This window comes from Pseudarthrobacter sp. C4D7 (genome assembly GCF_013359725.1).
Taxonomy (GTDB): Bacteria; Actinomycetota; Actinomycetes; order Actinomycetales; family Micrococcaceae; genus Arthrobacter.
In genome coordinates this window covers 124,785-139,266 of the sequence record NZ_JABFMW010000003.1, presented here as the reverse complement: position 1 = coordinate 139,266, position 14,482 = coordinate 124,785, and the positions used below count along the sequence as shown (strand labels likewise).

14 protein-coding genes are annotated in these 14,482 nt (G+C 65.9%); 8 read left to right on the top strand and 6 right to left on the bottom strand.

Translation table 11 applies throughout. The features are described 5' to 3' along the window. Window position 1: 1 nt before the first annotated feature. Together HNO81_RS04225 and HNO81_RS04220 are read right to left on the bottom strand one after the other, a co-directional pair. A complete protein-coding gene (locus tag HNO81_RS04225) occupies window positions 2-892 on the bottom strand; it encodes a hypothetical protein (protein ID WP_175316881.1) in 891 nt (296 codons plus the stop codon). 42 nt (window positions 893-934) lie between these two features. Continuing rightward, window positions 935-1,315, bottom strand: coding sequence for a hypothetical protein (locus HNO81_RS04220; RefSeq protein ID WP_175316880.1), 381 nt, complete (start codon window positions 1,313-1,315; stop codon window positions 935-937). 382 nt (window positions 1,316-1,697) lie between these two features. Between HNO81_RS04220 and HNO81_RS04215 the strand changes: the two genes are divergently transcribed. Next, entirely contained in the window at window positions 1,698-2,159 is a 462-nt protein-coding gene (locus HNO81_RS04215; protein WP_175316879.1) for an SRPBCC family protein, read from the top strand. A 14-nt stretch (window positions 2,160-2,173) separates the two neighbouring features. On the opposite strand, the gene HNO81_RS04210 is transcribed toward HNO81_RS04215, so the two are convergent. After that, window positions 2,174-3,895 (bottom strand): CAP domain-containing protein, encoded by a 1,722-nt coding sequence (locus HNO81_RS04210; protein WP_371818157.1) that lies wholly within the window; start codon window positions 3,893-3,895, stop codon window positions 2,174-2,176. A gap of 142 nt (window positions 3,896-4,037) precedes the next feature. Between HNO81_RS04210 and dcd the strand changes: the two genes are divergently transcribed. Then, complete coding sequence (gene dcd, locus HNO81_RS04205; protein ID WP_175316878.1) at window positions 4,038-4,613, top strand: dCTP deaminase; 576 nt, start codon at window positions 4,038-4,040, stop codon at window positions 4,611-4,613. Between the two features lie 37 nt (window positions 4,614-4,650). On the opposite strand, the gene HNO81_RS04200 is transcribed toward dcd, so the two are convergent. From HNO81_RS04200 to HNO81_RS04190, 3 genes are all read right to left on the bottom strand, one after another. Continuing rightward, on the bottom strand, window positions 4,651-5,832 hold the full coding sequence (locus HNO81_RS04200; RefSeq protein WP_175316877.1) for a cation:proton antiporter: 1,182 nt from the start codon (window positions 5,830-5,832) through the stop codon (window positions 4,651-4,653). A gap of 6 nt (window positions 5,833-5,838) precedes the next feature. Continuing rightward, window positions 5,839-6,321 carry a cation:proton antiporter regulatory subunit gene (locus tag HNO81_RS04195; RefSeq protein WP_175316876.1) on the bottom strand — a complete coding sequence of 161 codons (483 nt, stop codon included), beginning with the start codon at window positions 6,319-6,321 and terminating at the stop codon, window positions 5,839-5,841. Window positions 6,322-6,383: 62 nt separating this feature from the next. Further along, a complete protein-coding gene (locus HNO81_RS04190) occupies window positions 6,384-7,787 on the bottom strand; it encodes an MFS transporter (protein ID WP_175316875.1) in 1,404 nt (467 codons plus the stop codon). 193 nt (window positions 7,788-7,980) lie between these two features. Here HNO81_RS04190 and HNO81_RS04185 point away from each other — a divergent pair, with 193 nt between their 5' ends. Genes HNO81_RS04185 through mnhG form a run of 6 tightly spaced genes read left to right on the top strand, consistent with a single transcriptional unit; the run spans window position 7,981 to window position 14,472 of the window. Further along, on the top strand, window positions 7,981-11,055 hold the full coding sequence (locus HNO81_RS04185) for a Na+/H+ antiporter subunit A (protein ID WP_175316874.1): 3,075 nt from the start codon (window positions 7,981-7,983) through the stop codon (window positions 11,053-11,055). Beyond that, on the top strand, window positions 11,052-11,657 hold the full coding sequence (locus HNO81_RS04180) for a Na(+)/H(+) antiporter subunit C (RefSeq protein ID WP_175316873.1): 606 nt from the start codon (window positions 11,052-11,054) through the stop codon (window positions 11,655-11,657). The genes HNO81_RS04185 and HNO81_RS04180 overlap by 4 nt, the downstream gene beginning before the upstream one ends. Next, window positions 11,654-13,261, top strand: a complete 1,608-nt coding sequence (locus HNO81_RS04175) for a Na+/H+ antiporter subunit D (RefSeq protein WP_175316872.1) — start codon at window positions 11,654-11,656, stop codon at window positions 13,259-13,261. The genes HNO81_RS04180 and HNO81_RS04175 overlap by 4 nt, the downstream gene beginning before the upstream one ends. Beyond that, entirely contained in the window at window positions 13,258-13,803 is a 546-nt protein-coding gene (locus tag HNO81_RS04170) for a Na+/H+ antiporter subunit E (RefSeq protein ID WP_175316871.1), read from the top strand. The genes HNO81_RS04175 and HNO81_RS04170 overlap by 4 nt, the downstream gene beginning before the upstream one ends. Continuing rightward, a complete protein-coding gene (locus HNO81_RS04165) occupies window positions 13,800-14,078 on the top strand; it encodes a monovalent cation/H+ antiporter complex subunit F (protein WP_175316870.1) in 279 nt (92 codons plus the stop codon). The genes HNO81_RS04170 and HNO81_RS04165 overlap by 4 nt, the downstream gene beginning before the upstream one ends. Further along, entirely contained in the window at window positions 14,068-14,472 is a 405-nt protein-coding gene (gene mnhG / locus HNO81_RS04160) for a monovalent cation/H(+) antiporter subunit G (protein WP_175316869.1), read from the top strand. The genes HNO81_RS04165 and mnhG overlap by 11 nt, the downstream gene beginning before the upstream one ends. The last annotated feature ends 10 nt before the right edge of the window (window positions 14,473-14,482 follow it).

Sequence of the window (14,482 nt, the reverse complement as noted above, 5' to 3'; positions counted from 1 at the left end):
GCTACTCCTGCATCAGACGCGAAAACGCTTCGTTGATGCGGTTTTGCGCCGCTTGTCGTTCATCGCCAGCTTTGGAACTGCGAGCTGCAATCAATGCATTCTGCATGAGTAAGTTTCTTGCATCACGCTGCTTCAACGCCCTGCGCTCTGCCAAGCTTACGATTTTGTCCCGGTGGGTTGGTTGCATCAGTTCGGTTACTACTTCAGAACTGACCGGACGAAGGAGTTGGGAATCAGTGAGACCCGTGATCTCGCGCATTACGGATATCTGTGCAGAAGTCGGCAACGCATCGCCGCGATAGAGGTCGGCAGCGTCCCCGCGTTCAGGAATGTTCAAATTTTCACGAATCTTCTTGGCGGTCATTTCAGCTTCCATGAGAGCTTCTGTCTTGAATACCGCCTCTCCAGCCGTGACAGACGGCCACGAATCAAAGCAAAACTTGCGAAAGCTGCTCAACAAAAAGTCGATGAATGGGGTCGTGTCATCGGATTCCATCTCAGCGCCCATTTCAAAAGGGCTGTCCACGTCGTCGTCGAAGGCTGATCGTTCCAGTCTCAGTGCTGCGCTTTCAGAGCAGAGGTTCCCGATACGACGGTCCAGAAGGTGCATGCCGATCCCTGTTGGTGCAGGCGACCAGACTGCAATGTCTGCATTTATGGGCGACTCTGCGGCGCGAACGATGGAAGCAGGCTCTCTGGCTTCGGCGGCATCGCAGGTGATCGGAAGGATAGACACGAAGGAGTCATGGACACGCGTAATTAGACCTAGAGCAAGGTCTTGAATCTCATCTGCCAGCACCCACACGTCACCAGCTTTTGGTGCGGCGGGGGTGCCGCCGTCGATAATTCGTACAGCCTCGCTGGGAAGCTGGCTGCGATCAAGGAGTTTCAATGCAGGCGTGCCGATCTGTGAAGTGGGCAGTAAATCAGTGTATCAGTAGTAGCCGAGAACAGAGTTCTTGTTCCAAAGATCAGTGAATGCATCCGCCTCTGGGTTAACAAGCTCACCTCTGTGATCCAGAACGTCCTCCTTGAAGAGCGCCTTCTGGATCGTGCAGCGGTAACGTACGATCCACCATCCCTCCTTAGTCAACCCAATGTCATCATTTCTGGGGGAGTGGACGGGTGTGATCTTCTCGTCATCACGTGGTTTATCCGTGGTACGACCAATAGCTTGCACCGTAAACGATTTCTTTGAAGCTTCCGCAATTCCGTATCGACGGGTGATCTTCTCTTTGTGGTCGTCCCGAACGTTGATCTCCGTGGGGTCAGCGACGTATACATCGCATACCTCGGGGTTCGGTTTCTTAGCCATGCTTCAAAGATAGCGCCTAATCCCGACAGGATTTTCTGTGTGTCTTTGGCAGCGCGTTCCCAGAATCGCTTTAGCGCGTTTCGAGGGAATTTTGCCTACGCATGTTCTAGGGGCTACAGGGATTATTGACCAGTCCCAGCCGCAGTGCCGCCGCTCGCGCGGGGCAGAACTTAGCTTAGCGCAGATCTGCAGGCTCCCCGCCAACACGGGCCGGCGGCCCCTCCGTGTCTTGCCGGCCCGAACGTCATCCAGTAACTCTTCAATAACGTCGGCGGTGCCGGCTAGGCCTGGGTGCTGGGCGGTGGCTAACCTGATCCGGGTAGCGGCCGCTTTGGGGGAGGCAGCTATTGCGGCAGCCGACGTCAACCACAGGAATTTTTTCATGGCAATCGCAGAGCACGAGGTCCTCATAGAGCGCGACGCCATGGCCGTGTACCAGTACCTCCTTGACGCCACCAACCTTCCCGCCTGGCGCAGCGACGTCCGCAGCGTGAAGCTCATGCAGGGCCCCGGCGAAGCCAAGGGCGCCGTGTACCGGAAGATGGTGGCCGGCCGCTCCGGGCTGAGCATCCCCGCGGAGCTGGAAATCACCCATGCCCGGCCTGGCGCAGAGATACAGTTCCACGTGGTCTCCGGCCCTGCCACCCGGTGGGGCGGCTACTACCTCAGCACCGAGGACGCCGGCACCCGGGTCCGGTTCGCCATGGAAGCCAAACGCGAGGGGCGGTTCGGGTTCCTCAGCAGGTGGACCTTCTTTAGCCGGATGCTGCAGCGCCGCGTCAGTTCAGATGTGGCCCAGCTGGACCGGCTGAAGAACGTCCTGGAACTCCAGCCGGCCATCTGAGCCGGTTCCCGCGGTCACTGGGCCAGGCGCTGCCCGGTCCATGGTCCGGGGACGTTCGACGGCGACGCGAGGCTCCCGGAACCCAGGTCCCAGTACTGCACGGTGTCGTTGGCCCGCCGGAGTGCGACGCCGGTGGAGTTCAGCCCGGTGACGTTCCGCAGGGCCCGGATTCCCGTGACGTCCGTCCAGCCGGTGGCCACCGTTGCGCGGGCCTCGGCGCGGAGCGCGGTGGTGCCCCACCCGCGGTAGAGCTGCACGGTGCCGTCGGTCCTGAGGCCCAGGATGTCCTGGAAGCCGTCCCCGTCGTAGTCCACCATGGACAGCCGGGACGCGTAGACGCCCGTAGCGACGGTGGTGCGTTCTGCAATGTCGCCGGTTCCCTTGTTGGCGTAGAGGTAGAGGTTTCCCCCTCCGTCCAGGGCCAGGATCTGCGGCATCCTGTTGTTGGAGCACCAGCCTCCCACCGCCAGGGTCAGGGTGTTCCATCCGCCCACGCCAAGGGTGACGGGCGCCTGGAATCCGCCACTGGCGATGCCGCGGTACAACGTGAGGTTGCCGCCGGCCCACTGCGTGAGGACGTCGTAGGCGCCATCGCGGTCCCAGTCGGTGACGAAGACTTCCTTCGCCCCGCTGAAGCCGGAGCCGATCACCTTGGCGGGGGCGTACGTGCGGGGCCCGGTGGAAGCCCGGTTCAGCAGCTGGCCTGCGGAGTCAACGGACACGAGGTCGGCCGGGCCGGTGATTGCCGCTGCGGCGAGGTTGAGGGTGGGTGGCATGTGCTTCACCAGCGGATCGCAGAGGCTGGACGGCGGCGACGGGAGCGTACCTCCGGATGAGGCGCCGCCCGGGGAATCAAGTGTGCCCGCCGGAAGCGTGGTGTAGCCAAAGAAGTTCACCACACCCCAGATCCGGTAGGTGGAGTTTGTGTAGGAAATCCCGGCGCCCATCACGTTGAAACGGGGATCCAGGAGCATGGCGTTGTGGCCGGGTGAACCCTTCCACCACTCGACGAGCTGTGCCGCGTCACGGTCGGTGCGGATGGCAATGACTTCACCGGCGCTGTTGGGGCTCATGGCCCGTGGGTCGGTCCAGAAACTGGCCCGGTGCTCGATCACTTCACGGGTGGCGATATTGTCCGACCAATCCTGCGACAACCCCGCCACGGTGGGGTGGTACTTCACCTTGTTCAGGCCGTTGGCCACACGGTACTCGTTGATCTTGGTGAAGACGGTAAGGATGGCGGCCGAGTTGCTGTCCGGGACCAGGGCTTCCGTGGACATGCGCGCGGGAGCAGGCGCGGGAGCCGCAGGCTGCGTGGCACCGGGCGCCGCCAGCTCCTGGTCCGGCGCCCACAGGGGCGGGATGGAAACAGTCTGCGGTGCCGGCGCCGCGGAGACGGGAGCGGGCGCCGGCGGTGGCGCCGCTTCCGTGTCGGGCTGGGCGGTACCTGCGGACGGGGTACGGGCCGCGGTAGAACCGGACACCGTTGTGGTGGCCGGTGCGGAGGCGGGCTCCGTCAAAGGTGACGCCACCCGGATGGCCGGATCCACGGCCGGGGTGAGGCTCCCGCCGGAGCTTGCGTCCTTGCCGGACGTCCCGGCGTCGCGCACCAGCGGCGCCGCCAGCGAGATGCTCGCGGCCCCCGCCTGGTTGTGGGGCAAGGGCGCGGGAGGCGCGGCAGTGGACGAAGAGACCAGCGCCAACGCACAGAGCACGCCAAGAAAAGACGGTGCCACTAATTTATTCACAACATCCCCAGCTCTGTTATGCCATCCGGGAGACCATTCCGGCGGCGTTCATTCGCAACATTAGCCCCACGAGGCCACAGCAACAACGGGAAAGTGTGGGTGTGGATAACCGATACGGTAATTTGGGACGGTGCTGATCTCTGACCGCGACATTCGTGCCGAAATTGATTCCCAGCGGATCGTGCTGGAACCGTTCGACCCCGCGATGGTCCAGCCGTCCTCGGTGGATGTTCGGATCGACAAATTCTTCCGCTTGTTCGACAACCACAAGTACGCGCACATCGATCCCGCGCAGGAGCAGCCCGAGCTGACCCGGCTGGTGGAGGTGGAGCAGGACGAGGCCTTCATCCTGCACCCGGGGGAGTTCGTCCTTGGGTCCACGTACGAGACTGTGACGCTCCCCGACGACATTGCTGCCCGCCTGGAGGGGAAATCCTCCCTGGGCCGGTTGGGGCTGCTCACGCACTCCACCGCAGGCTTCATCGACCCCGGCTTCTCCGGCCACGTCACCCTTGAGCTCTCCAACATGGCCACCCTGCCCATCAAGCTGTGGCCGGGTATGAAGATCGGCCAGCTCTGCTTCTTCCGGCTGAGTTCGGCCGCGGAGTTCCCGTACGGCCAGGGCGAGTACGGAAATCGCTACCAGGGCCAGCGCGGGCCCACCGCCAGCCGCAGCCACCTGAATTTTCACCGCACCAGGATCTAGCAGCGCGCAAACCCGCACCGCCTGGCGCGGACGAAGGCTAGAGCTGCGGTGCCACTGCCGGCCTTCGGAGGAACGGCCTGGCCAAGGGTTCCACGTACCGTGCAGCCAAGGGGCCCAACACTGCCATCAGCAGCACGTAGGCGGTGGCAAGCGCCGCGAGCTGGTGCGGTACCGCACCCGAAGCGACGGCCAGGCCCGCGATCACGATGGAGAATTCGCCGCGGGCAATGAGGGCAGCCCCGGCACGGAAGCGGCCGGGCCGGGCAATTCCGGCCTGCTTTGCCGCCCAGATCCCGGTCAGCATCTTTGTTCCGGCCGTGGCCACCGCCAGGACCAGTGCCCATCCGAAGACCGGGGGGATGGACGACGGATCGGTGTTGAGTCCGAACGCCACAAAGAAAATGGCCGCAAACAGGTCCCGTAGCGGTTCGAGGATCCGGGTGGCGTTGTGGGCAGTGGAACCCGAAATGGCGATCCCCAGCATGAACGCCCCCACAGCCGCGGACACCTGCATGGCAGAGGCCGCACCAGCCACCAGCAGGGCTGCGCCGAGCACGTTGAGCAGGAAGACCTCGGAGTTCTCGCTGTGCACGGCCTTGGAGACGTGGTGCCCGTGCCGCAGCGCCACCATGAGGACCACGCTGACCACGGCCAGGGCAATCCCCACCGTGGTCAGGCCGCCGAGGAAGCTCACCCCTGCCAGCGTGGCCGTGAGGATGGGGAGGTACACGGCCATGGCCAGGTCCTCGAAGACCAGGATGGAGAGCACCACCGGGGTTTCGCGGTTGCCCAGCCGGCCAAGGTCCGTGATCACCTTGGCCGCGATGCCCGATGAGGAGATATAGGTGACGCCGCCCATGACCATGGCCCCCACCCCGCCCCACCCCAGGGCAAGGGCCAGCAGGGCGCCGGGCAGGAAGTTCAGGACAAGGTCCAGGACGCCGGCCTGCCACGAGCGGCGCAGGCCGGTGAAGAGCTCCGCCGCCGTATATTCCAGCCCGAGCATAAGCAGCAGGAGGATAACGCCGATTTCGCCGGAGAGGTGTGCGAACTCGTGCATACCTTCGAGCTTGATGATGCCGCCGGCTCCAAAGGCCAGTCCGCCCAGCAGGTAGAAGGGGATGGGTGACATGCCGATTCGTCCGGCCAGCCGGGCCAGGAGGCCGAGGCAGAACACGACGGCCCCCAGTTCAACGAGGGTCTGGGCCAACGGGTCCATGGGGGACTAGCCGCGGCGCAGGATGTCGGCCGCTGCGTCGAGGCCTTCCTGGGTGCCGACTGCCACCAGCAGGTCGCCGGGGTGAAGGACGACGTCGGGACCCGGCGAGGGCAGCACCTCGCCTTCGCGCATGATGGCCACGATCGATACGCCGCACCGGGTGCGGATACACGCCTTGCCCATGGGCTGGTTCTGGAACGGGGAGTCCGCCGCAATGGAGAACTGCCGGGTGACGATGCCCGGGACGTCCTTGTGCTCTTCGGCGAGCTTCATGGCCAGGTGCGTCCCGCCCAGGAGGTTGCCCAGGGTGGCTGCTTCATCGCTGGTGAGCGGAATGGAGGCCTGGCAGGTATCGGGGTCGTCCCAGGTGGAGACGATGAGTTCCGTCTGGCCTTCCCGGAGCTCCACCACGCCGATGCGGCGTCCGGAGGCGGTCATGAAATCCTTCCGGCGGCCCAGTCCGGGGAGGTTGGTTTCGTCCACGTTCATGACTCCAGCCTAGTCTTTCCTGCAGCACCCCGCCGGAGCCTGGACTGGGGCGGAATCTGGTTTCAGCTGGTGGGAACCACGGCGATGGGCGCCCGCTCCGGCGCCTTCACCGGCAGCAGCACCAGGAGCCCTGCCAGCAGGACCACCATGATGCCCAGGATGCCCCACCGCTGCGCCTGCCCCGCGGGCACCAGCGGCGTGGCCACGGTGATGCAGAGGGTGAAAAGAGCCGGCGCCAGGAAGCTGACGGCCCGGCCGGTGGTGGCGTAAAGGCCGAACAGTTCCCCTGATTCCCCGTGCGGAGCCAGCCGTGCCAGGTAGGCGCGGGAGGAGGCCTGCGCGGGACCGACGAACAGGCAGAGGAACAGCCCGAAAACCCAGAAGGTGGTACTGCCGGCCCACTCCATGCCGAAGATGGAATAGTTCCCGTTTCCCAGGGCAAGGATGGCGCCGCCGGCGATCAGGAGGCCCACCAGTGAACCGCTGATGACGGCTTTGGGGCCCACTTTGTCATCCAGGAAACCACCGATGACCGCACCGATGGCCGCCACCACGTTCCCGAAGATGGCGAAGAAGATGACCTCGGACAAGGCAAAGCCGAAGGTCCCCGCCGCGATGATGCCGCCGAACGTAAAGACGGCGGCGAGTCCGTCGCGGAACACGGCACTGGCCAGGAGGAAGTAGATGGTGTGGGGGCTGGTGGCGTAGATCGCTTTGATCCGCCGGAACAGCAGCCCGTAACTGGCGAGGAAGCCGAGGCGGGCAGCCTGCCCGGAGCGCGGCAGTTCAGGGACGGCGAACAGGACGGGGAGCGCGAAGACGAAGAACCACAGGGCGGAGAAAACAGCCACCAGCCTGATGTTCAGGCTGTCCTGCGTGGATGAGCCGAACCACTCAAAGGCAGGCTGGACGAAGAGTTGGAGGACGATCAGGAGTGCCACGATGCCGCCCAGGTAGCCCGCGCCCCACCCGAAACCGCTGACTTTTCCGATGTTTTTTGGCGTGGAGACCTGCGCAAGCATGGCGTTGTAGTTGACGCCGGCGAATTCGAAGAAGACGTTGCCCAGTGCGATCAGGGATGCGCCCAGAAGCAGGAATTCCGGCTGCGGGAAGACGAAGAAGCACAGGGCCGTAAGGATGGCGACGGCGGCCGAGTTCACTCCCAGCCACAGCTTCCGCCGGCCTCCTGCGTCCGAACGCTGGCCGGTGACCGGTGCCAGCAGCGCAATGGCCAGCCCGGCAACAGCCAGGGCGCTGCCCAGGACTGCCGAGGCACTGTCCTCGCCGCCGAACGCCTTGGACGTCAGGTAGACGGTGAAGACGAACGTGGTCATGACGGCGTTGAAGGCCGCCGAACCCCAGTCCCATGCGGCCCAGGCCAGGACCTGCCCTTTGGTGGAGGAACCGGTTCCGGCAACAAGATCCGAGGCGGGCTGCATCGCCCCGGGAGCGCTGGCGCTGTTCATAGGATGCATCGTATCCGCCCGTGGCGAACAGTCGGGGAGCACGGGCCCTTGACGCCGGGGATTCGGCACCCCGCTCCCGGAAAACGGACAAGGCTACCGCACCGGCCTTGATAAACTGAACCCTCCCGGACCTTACTTTTTGCCGCCTGCTCCAACTTTTGACAATCGAATCCCTGACGTTGCGGAGAATACAGTGATCACAGTCCTAGCCGTGCACTTTTCGGTGGCTGTCCTCGCGCCCTTCCTCTTCCGGATCTGGGGCCGCAACGCCTTCTACGCGCTGGCCGCAGTCCCGGCGGTTTCCTTTGGCTGGCTGATGTTCCAGCACAACCCCATCTACTCCGGCCCCGGCGCAATCGACGAGTCCTTTGAGTGGATCCCCAGCCTGCACCTGGAACTGGCGTTCCGCATGGACGCCCTGGCCTGGGTCATGTCCCTGCTGGTGCTCGGCGTGGGGTCTCTGGTGCTGGTCTACTGCGCGCGCTACTTCAAGCGGAAAGACCAGGACCTCGGTGCCTTTGGTGCCCAGCTGCTGGCTTTTGCCGGTGCCATGTTCGGCCTGGTCACAGCGGACGACCTCCTGCTGCTGTTCATCTTCTGGGAACTGACCACCATCCTGTCCTACCTGTTGATCGGCTTTGCCCGGACCAGGCTTGCCGCCCGCCGCTCCGCCCTCCAGGCCTTGATGGTCACCACCGCCGGCGGCCTTGCCATGCTGGTGGGCCTCATCATGCTGGGCAACGCCGCCGGCACCTACCGGATCTCCGCCATCCTGGAGCAAGCGCCGTCGCTTGCCGCCGGGCCGGCGGGCACTTTGGTGAGCGCCGCCGTCGTCCTCATCCTGGTGGGCGCCATCACCAAATCCGCGCTGGTCCCCGTCCACTTCTGGCTCCCGGGCGCCATGGCGGCACCCACCCCCGTCAGCGCCTACCTGCATGCTGCGGCGATGGTGAAGGCCGGCATCTACCTGGTGGCGCGGCTTGCCCCCGGGTTCTCGGAAACGGCTTTCTGGCAGCCCGTCGTCCTGGGGCTGGGCCTAGCCACCATGCTGGTGGGCGGCTACCGGGCGCTGCGGCAGACCGACATCAAGCTGATCCTGGCCTACGGCACCGTCAGCCAGCTGGGCTTCCTCACCATGGTGGTGGGCCTGGGCACGCCGGACGCCGCACTCGCCGGCCTGGCCATGCTGCTGGCGCACGGGCTGTTCAAGGCCACGCTGTTCCTGGTGGTAGGCATCATCGACCACCAGGCCGGGACCCGCGACGTACGCAAACTCTCGGGCGTCTTCCGCTCCTCCCGCGCACTGGGCATCGTGGCCGGCATCGGGGCCGCGTCCATGGCCGGACTTCCGCTGCTGGCCGGCTTCGTGGCCAAGGAATCGGTGCTGGAAGCCTTCGTCCACCACGCCACGGACCCGCACTCCGGACCGTGGGGCATGGTGGTCCTGGTGGGAATCGTGGTGGGCTCCATCCTCACGTTCGCCTACAGCGCCCGCTTCATGTGGGGTGCGTTCGCGGTCAAGCCCGGCGTGGACCCCACCCCCTTCAAGGCCATCAGGCCGTCCTTCCTGGCCGCGCCCGCCGTCCTGAGCCTCCTGACCATCGCCTACGGTCTATGGCCGGTCCCGGTGGACGCCTGGATCCAGCCGTACGCCGCGCTGTTCGCGTCAACAGCGCCCGACGCCGGAACTCCCGCCGCGCAGGCAGGGCACCTTGCGCTGTGGCACGGGTTCACCCCGGCGCTGGGGCTGACCGCCGTCACGTTCGTGCTGGGCGCCGCCATGTACATCGGCCGCAGCGCGGTGGCCCGCGCCCAGTCCCTGGTGCCGGCCTGGGTGGACGGGGACCGTGCCTACCAGCTGACCATCGGCGCCCTTGACGACGCCGCCGTCTGGATCACCGGCCGCACCCAGCGCGGTTCGCTGTATTACTACCTGGCGGTCATCCTGAGCGTGGCCTTCATCCTGCCGCTGGCGGCCATCCTGCTGGGCGGAAACCCGCTGCCGCAGGACATCTACCTGGTGGACCCGAACTCGCCGCTGCAGCTGGTGGCCGGGCTGGGAATCGTCATCGGTGCCCTGGCAGCGGTCAAGGCCAACAAACGCTTCCTTGCGGTCCTGATGGTTTCTGTCACCGGGTACGGCATCGCGCTGGTATTCGCCCTGCAGGGCGCCCCGGACCTGGCGCTGACCCAGATGCTGGTGGAGACCATCATCCTGGTGGCCTTCGTCCTGGCCATGCGCAGCCTGCCGCCCGAGCTGCGGGACCGCACCGGCGGCAGGTACCGGGTGGTGCGCGTCATCATCGGTGCGGGATTCGGCATCACCATGGTGTTCGCCGCGATCTTCGCCATGGGCGCACGTACCGCCACTCCCATCTCGCTGCAGTTCCCGCAGCTGGCCTACGAGGGCGGCGGCGGCCTGAACGTGGTCAACGTGACGCTGGTGGACATCCGCGCCTGGGACACGTTCGGGGAGATCAGCGTCCTGGCGCTCGCGGCCACCGGCGTCGCAAGCCTGATCTTCGTGCGCGGCCGCGGCGACCGCCTGCAGGCCTCCGCGTCCGTTGCCGAAGGCACGGTGGGGCGCTACCGCGGGGTGGATCCCGGTTCCCGCGATGCAGCGGCGCTGGCCATCAGCCGGAAGTTCGCAACCGCGGCCCGTGACGCCTGGATCGTTGCCGGCCGGACCCTGGCCCCTGAGCGGCGCTCCATCATCTTTGAGGTGGTCACCCGCCTGATCTTCCACTCCATGGTCATTTTTTCGCTGTACCTGCTGCTGGCCGGGCACAACCTGCCGGGCGGCGGCTTTGCGGGCGGCCTGACAGCGGGCCTTGCCCTGACCATCCGCTACCTGGCCGGAGGGCGCTTCGAACTGCGGGAAGCGGCGCCGATCAGTGCCGGCGCCCTGCTGGGAAGCGGCCTTGCCCTGGCGGCAATTTCAGGGGTGATGCCGCTGCTGCTGGGCGGCCAGGTGTTCCAGTCCGCCATCATCCAGATCTGGCTGCCCGTGTTTGGCGACATCAAGTTCGTCACCTCAACCATCTTCGATATTGGCGTGTACATCGTGGTGGTGGGCCTGGTGCTGGACGTGCTCCGCAGCCTCGGGGCCGAGATCGATGAACACATGGAGGAACGGTCCGCCGGCGGCGGCCACGAACCGGACCATGACCACGGCGGCCCGGAGCCGGACCGTGCGGACGGCCGGGCCCAGCTGGAACAGGAACCGGATGGGGTTCCTGCCGAGACCACTGCAAAGGGCCACGCATGAGCGTCAACCTGACCCTGCTGATCGTCATGGGCGCCCTGTATGCCTGCGGGATCTACCTGATCCTGGAACGCAGCCTGACCCGGGTCCTGCTGGGGCTGATGCTGCTGGCCAACGCCACCAACCTGCTCATCCTGGCCACCGGCGGCTACGCAGGACTGGCACCCCTGTTTACCAAGGGCACGCCCGCCCAGGAATACAACGATCCGCTGCCGCAGGCGCTGATCCTGACCTCGATCGTCATTTCCTTCGCCGTTACGGCCTTCATGCTGGGCATCATCTACCGCACCTGGGTGCTGGCCCGCCAGGACGACATCCAGGACGACGTGGAAGACCTCAGGGTGGCCGAGACCCCCAGCTACGATGCGGAGGACGACGCCGAGGTGCCCGCGGAAACCTCCGAATTCCCGCTCACCATGCTCGGCTCCGACGGCCGGAACGTGTCCGACCACGGAACGCCCGGCATGGACGCGGACCAGGAAGCCGACCAGCCGGTGGCCACACTTGTGGCCGGCGGCCGGGAAATGCCCGCAGAACACGCTGCCGCGGAGGAAAAGCCCGGCTCCCTCAACGTTGACCCCAGCCCGGAAGGAGGCGGTAAGTGAACATCGCAAGCTTTGCCCCGCTCGCCGTCGTACTTCCCATCCTGGGCGCCGCCCTGACCTTCCTGCTGATCCGGCACTCCCGGGCCCAGCGCGCGGTAAGCATCGCGCTCCTGTCCCTGACCCTGGCCCTCGAATGCCTCCTGCTGGCCTCCGCCTGGAACAGCGGCACCGCGGCGGTGACCCTCGGCGGCTGGATCCCTCCGTTCGGCATCGTCATGGTGGTGGACCAGTTCTCCTCCCTTATGCTGGTGGTGTCCTCCGCCGTGAGCCTGGCCGTGCTGGTGTACGCCACGGGCCAGGGCATGGCCGACGGCGACCACGACGCACCGGTCTCGATCTTCCACCCCACCTACCTGATCCTGGTGGCAGGGGTGTCCAACGCGTTCCTGTCCGGCGACCTGTTCAACCTCTACGTCGGCTTCGAGATCCTGCTGACGGCAAGCTACGTGCTGATGACCCTGGGCGGTACCGGACCGCGCATCCGCGCCGGCGTCACCTACGTAGTGGTGTCCGTGGTGTCCTCGGTGCTGTTCCTGATCGCCATTGCCATGGTCTACGGGGCCACCGGTACCGTGAACATGGCGGACCTGGCCATCAAGCTGGGCGAACTGGACCAGGGCACCAAAACCCTGCTGCATGTGATGCTCCTGGTGGCGTTCGGCATCAAGGCCGCCGTCTTCCCCCTCTCCTTCTGGCTTCCCGACTCCTACCCCACGGCCCCCGCCCCGGTCACCGCAGTGTTCGCCGGCCTGCTGACGAAGGTGGGCGTCTATGCGATGGTCCGGACCGAGACGCTGCTGTTTCCCGGCGACACCCTCAACACGCCCCTGATGGTGGTGGCGCTGCTGACCATGCTGGTGGGCATCCTGGGCGCCCTGGCCCAAAGCGACATCAAGCGTCTCCTGTCGTTCACCCTGGTCAGCCACATCGGCTACATGGTGTTCGGCTTGGCCATGTCCTCAGTGGTGGGCCTTGCCGCGGCGGTCTTCTACGTGGCGCACCACATCACCATCCAGACCAGCCTCTTCCTGGTCACCGGCCTCATTGAGCGCCGCGGCGGCAGCTCCTCCGTGGACCGGCTGGGCGGCCTGGCAAAGCTCTCGCCCATGCTGGCCCTGCTGTTCTTTATCCCCGGGATGAACCTGGCCGGCATCCCGCCGTTTTCCGGGTTCCTCGGCAAGGTGGGCCTCCTGCAGGCCGGCATCCAACTGGGCACGCCTCTGGCCTACGCCCTGGTGATCGGCGGGGTGGTGACCAGCCTCCTGACGCTGCTGGCCATCGCCAGGGTCTGGAACCGTGCCTTCTGGCGGCGCCCCACGGACGCCGAGCACCCGGACCCTGTGCTCCTTTCCACTCCGTCGGCGCGGGTTTCCGGTCCGGGGGCGAAGGTCAATGACAGGGTCACGCTCCTGCCACGCACCATGGTGGGTTCCACCGCGGGACTGGTGGTGCTCGGCGTCGCGCTGACCGTTTTTGCCGGGCCGCTGTTTGGCCTGTCGGACCGGGCTGCCCGGGACATGCTGGACCGCACGCCGTACATCGAGGCGGTGCTGGGCGACGGCACGGCCGTTCCGGGCAACACCAGCGGGGGAGGTACGCGATGAGCCGCAGACGGATTTCCCTGCACCAGGAGCTGCCGCTCCTGGTCTGGCTGGTGATTGTCTGGGGAGCCCTGTGGCAGGACTTCAGCCCCGGCAACCTGCTGTTCGGTGCCCTCCTGGCCGTTGGCGTGGCCCGGCTCTTCTACCTGCCGCCGGTGGAGCTCAGCGGCCGCTTCAACATCCTGTACGCCGTGCCTTTCGCCCTGGCCTTCGTGGGCAAAGTGGTGGTGGCCAGCGCCCAGGTGCTCTACCTGGCAACCGTCCGCGGCCCCAAGGTGACCAACGCCGTCGTCGCGGTAAGGCTCCGGAGCCATCAGGACCTGATCGTCACCGCCACCGGGCATGTGATCTCCCTGATCCCCGGGTCCTTGGTGGTGGAGGTGGACCGCTCCACCTCCACCCTGTACCTGCACGCGCTCAACATCACCTCCAAGGAGGACGTGGAGGGCCTGCGGGCCGAAGTCCGCAGCATTGAAGCCGGCCTGATCCGCATCATGGGCAGCCACGAAGAACTTGAAGAAGTGCGAACGGAGGCCACCGCATGATGGACGTTGTCCTGGCCGTCACGGCCGTCATTTTCTCGCTGGCAGCCGCCGGCGCCATTCTCCGGATTGCCCGTGGCCCGTCGCTGCTGGACCGGGTGCTGGCCGCTGATGTGCTGCTCGCCATCCTGGGCGGGGCGCTGTGCATCGACATGGCCGTGAACCGGCACCTGAACAACCTGATGCTGGTGGTGGCCATCTCCATCATCGGGTTCATCGGGTCCGTGACCGTGGCCCGGTTCGTGGCTGACCGGAGGGTGAAGCCGAATGAATCCTGACTTCTCCGGGCCGGACGCCTGGATCGACCTTGTCTCTGCCGTGTTCATGGTGGTGGGTGCACTCATGTCCCTGGGCGCGGCGATCGGCCTGCTCCGCTTCCCCGACCTGCTCAGCCGCATGCATGCCGCCACGAAGCCCCAGGTCCTGGGCCTGTTCCTGCTGCTGGCCGCCATTGGGCTGCAGATGAGGACCTGGTGGGTGTGGCCGGTGCTGGTGGTGGCGTGGATCTTCCAGCTGCTCACCGTTCCCGTGTCCGCCCACATGGTGGGCCGGGCCGGCTACCGCACCAAGCACCTGCACCGGGAGCTCCTGACCGCGGATGAGCTGGAAGCCGTGGTGCAAAAAGCCGCCGCCGAGGCTGCCCTGGAGGACAGTCCCGACGACGGCCGGTAACGCTTGTGGC

What these genes read in the sequence shown, in the direction of transcription:
- mnhG (WP_175316869.1), top strand. Translation starts at nt 14,068, where the DNA reads ATGAATCCTGACTTCTCCGGGCCGGACGCCTGGATCGACCTTGTCTCT.
- HNO81_RS04215 (WP_175316879.1), top strand. Translation starts at nt 1,698, where the DNA reads ATGGCAATCGCAGAGCACGAGGTCCTCATAGAGCGCGACGCCATGGCC.
- HNO81_RS04170 (WP_175316871.1), top strand. Translation starts at nt 13,258, where the DNA reads ATGAGCCGCAGACGGATTTCCCTGCACCAGGAGCTGCCGCTCCTGGTC.
- HNO81_RS04180 (WP_175316873.1), top strand. Translation starts at nt 11,052, where the DNA reads ATGAGCGTCAACCTGACCCTGCTGATCGTCATGGGCGCCCTGTATGCC.
- HNO81_RS04195 (WP_175316876.1), bottom strand. Translation starts at nt 6,321, where the DNA reads ATGAACGTGGACGAAACCAACCTCCCCGGACTGGGCCGCCGGAAGGAT.
- HNO81_RS04200 (WP_175316877.1), bottom strand. Translation starts at nt 5,832, where the DNA reads ATGGACCCGTTGGCCCAGACCCTCGTTGAACTGGGGGCCGTCGTGTTC.
- HNO81_RS04190 (WP_175316875.1), bottom strand. Translation starts at nt 7,787, where the DNA reads ATGAACAGCGCCAGCGCTCCCGGGGCGATGCAGCCCGCCTCGGATCTT.
- HNO81_RS04165 (WP_175316870.1), top strand. Translation starts at nt 13,800, where the DNA reads ATGATGGACGTTGTCCTGGCCGTCACGGCCGTCATTTTCTCGCTGGCA.
- HNO81_RS04220 (WP_175316880.1), bottom strand. Translation starts at nt 1,315, where the DNA reads ATGGCTAAGAAACCGAACCCCGAGGTATGCGATGTATACGTCGCTGAC.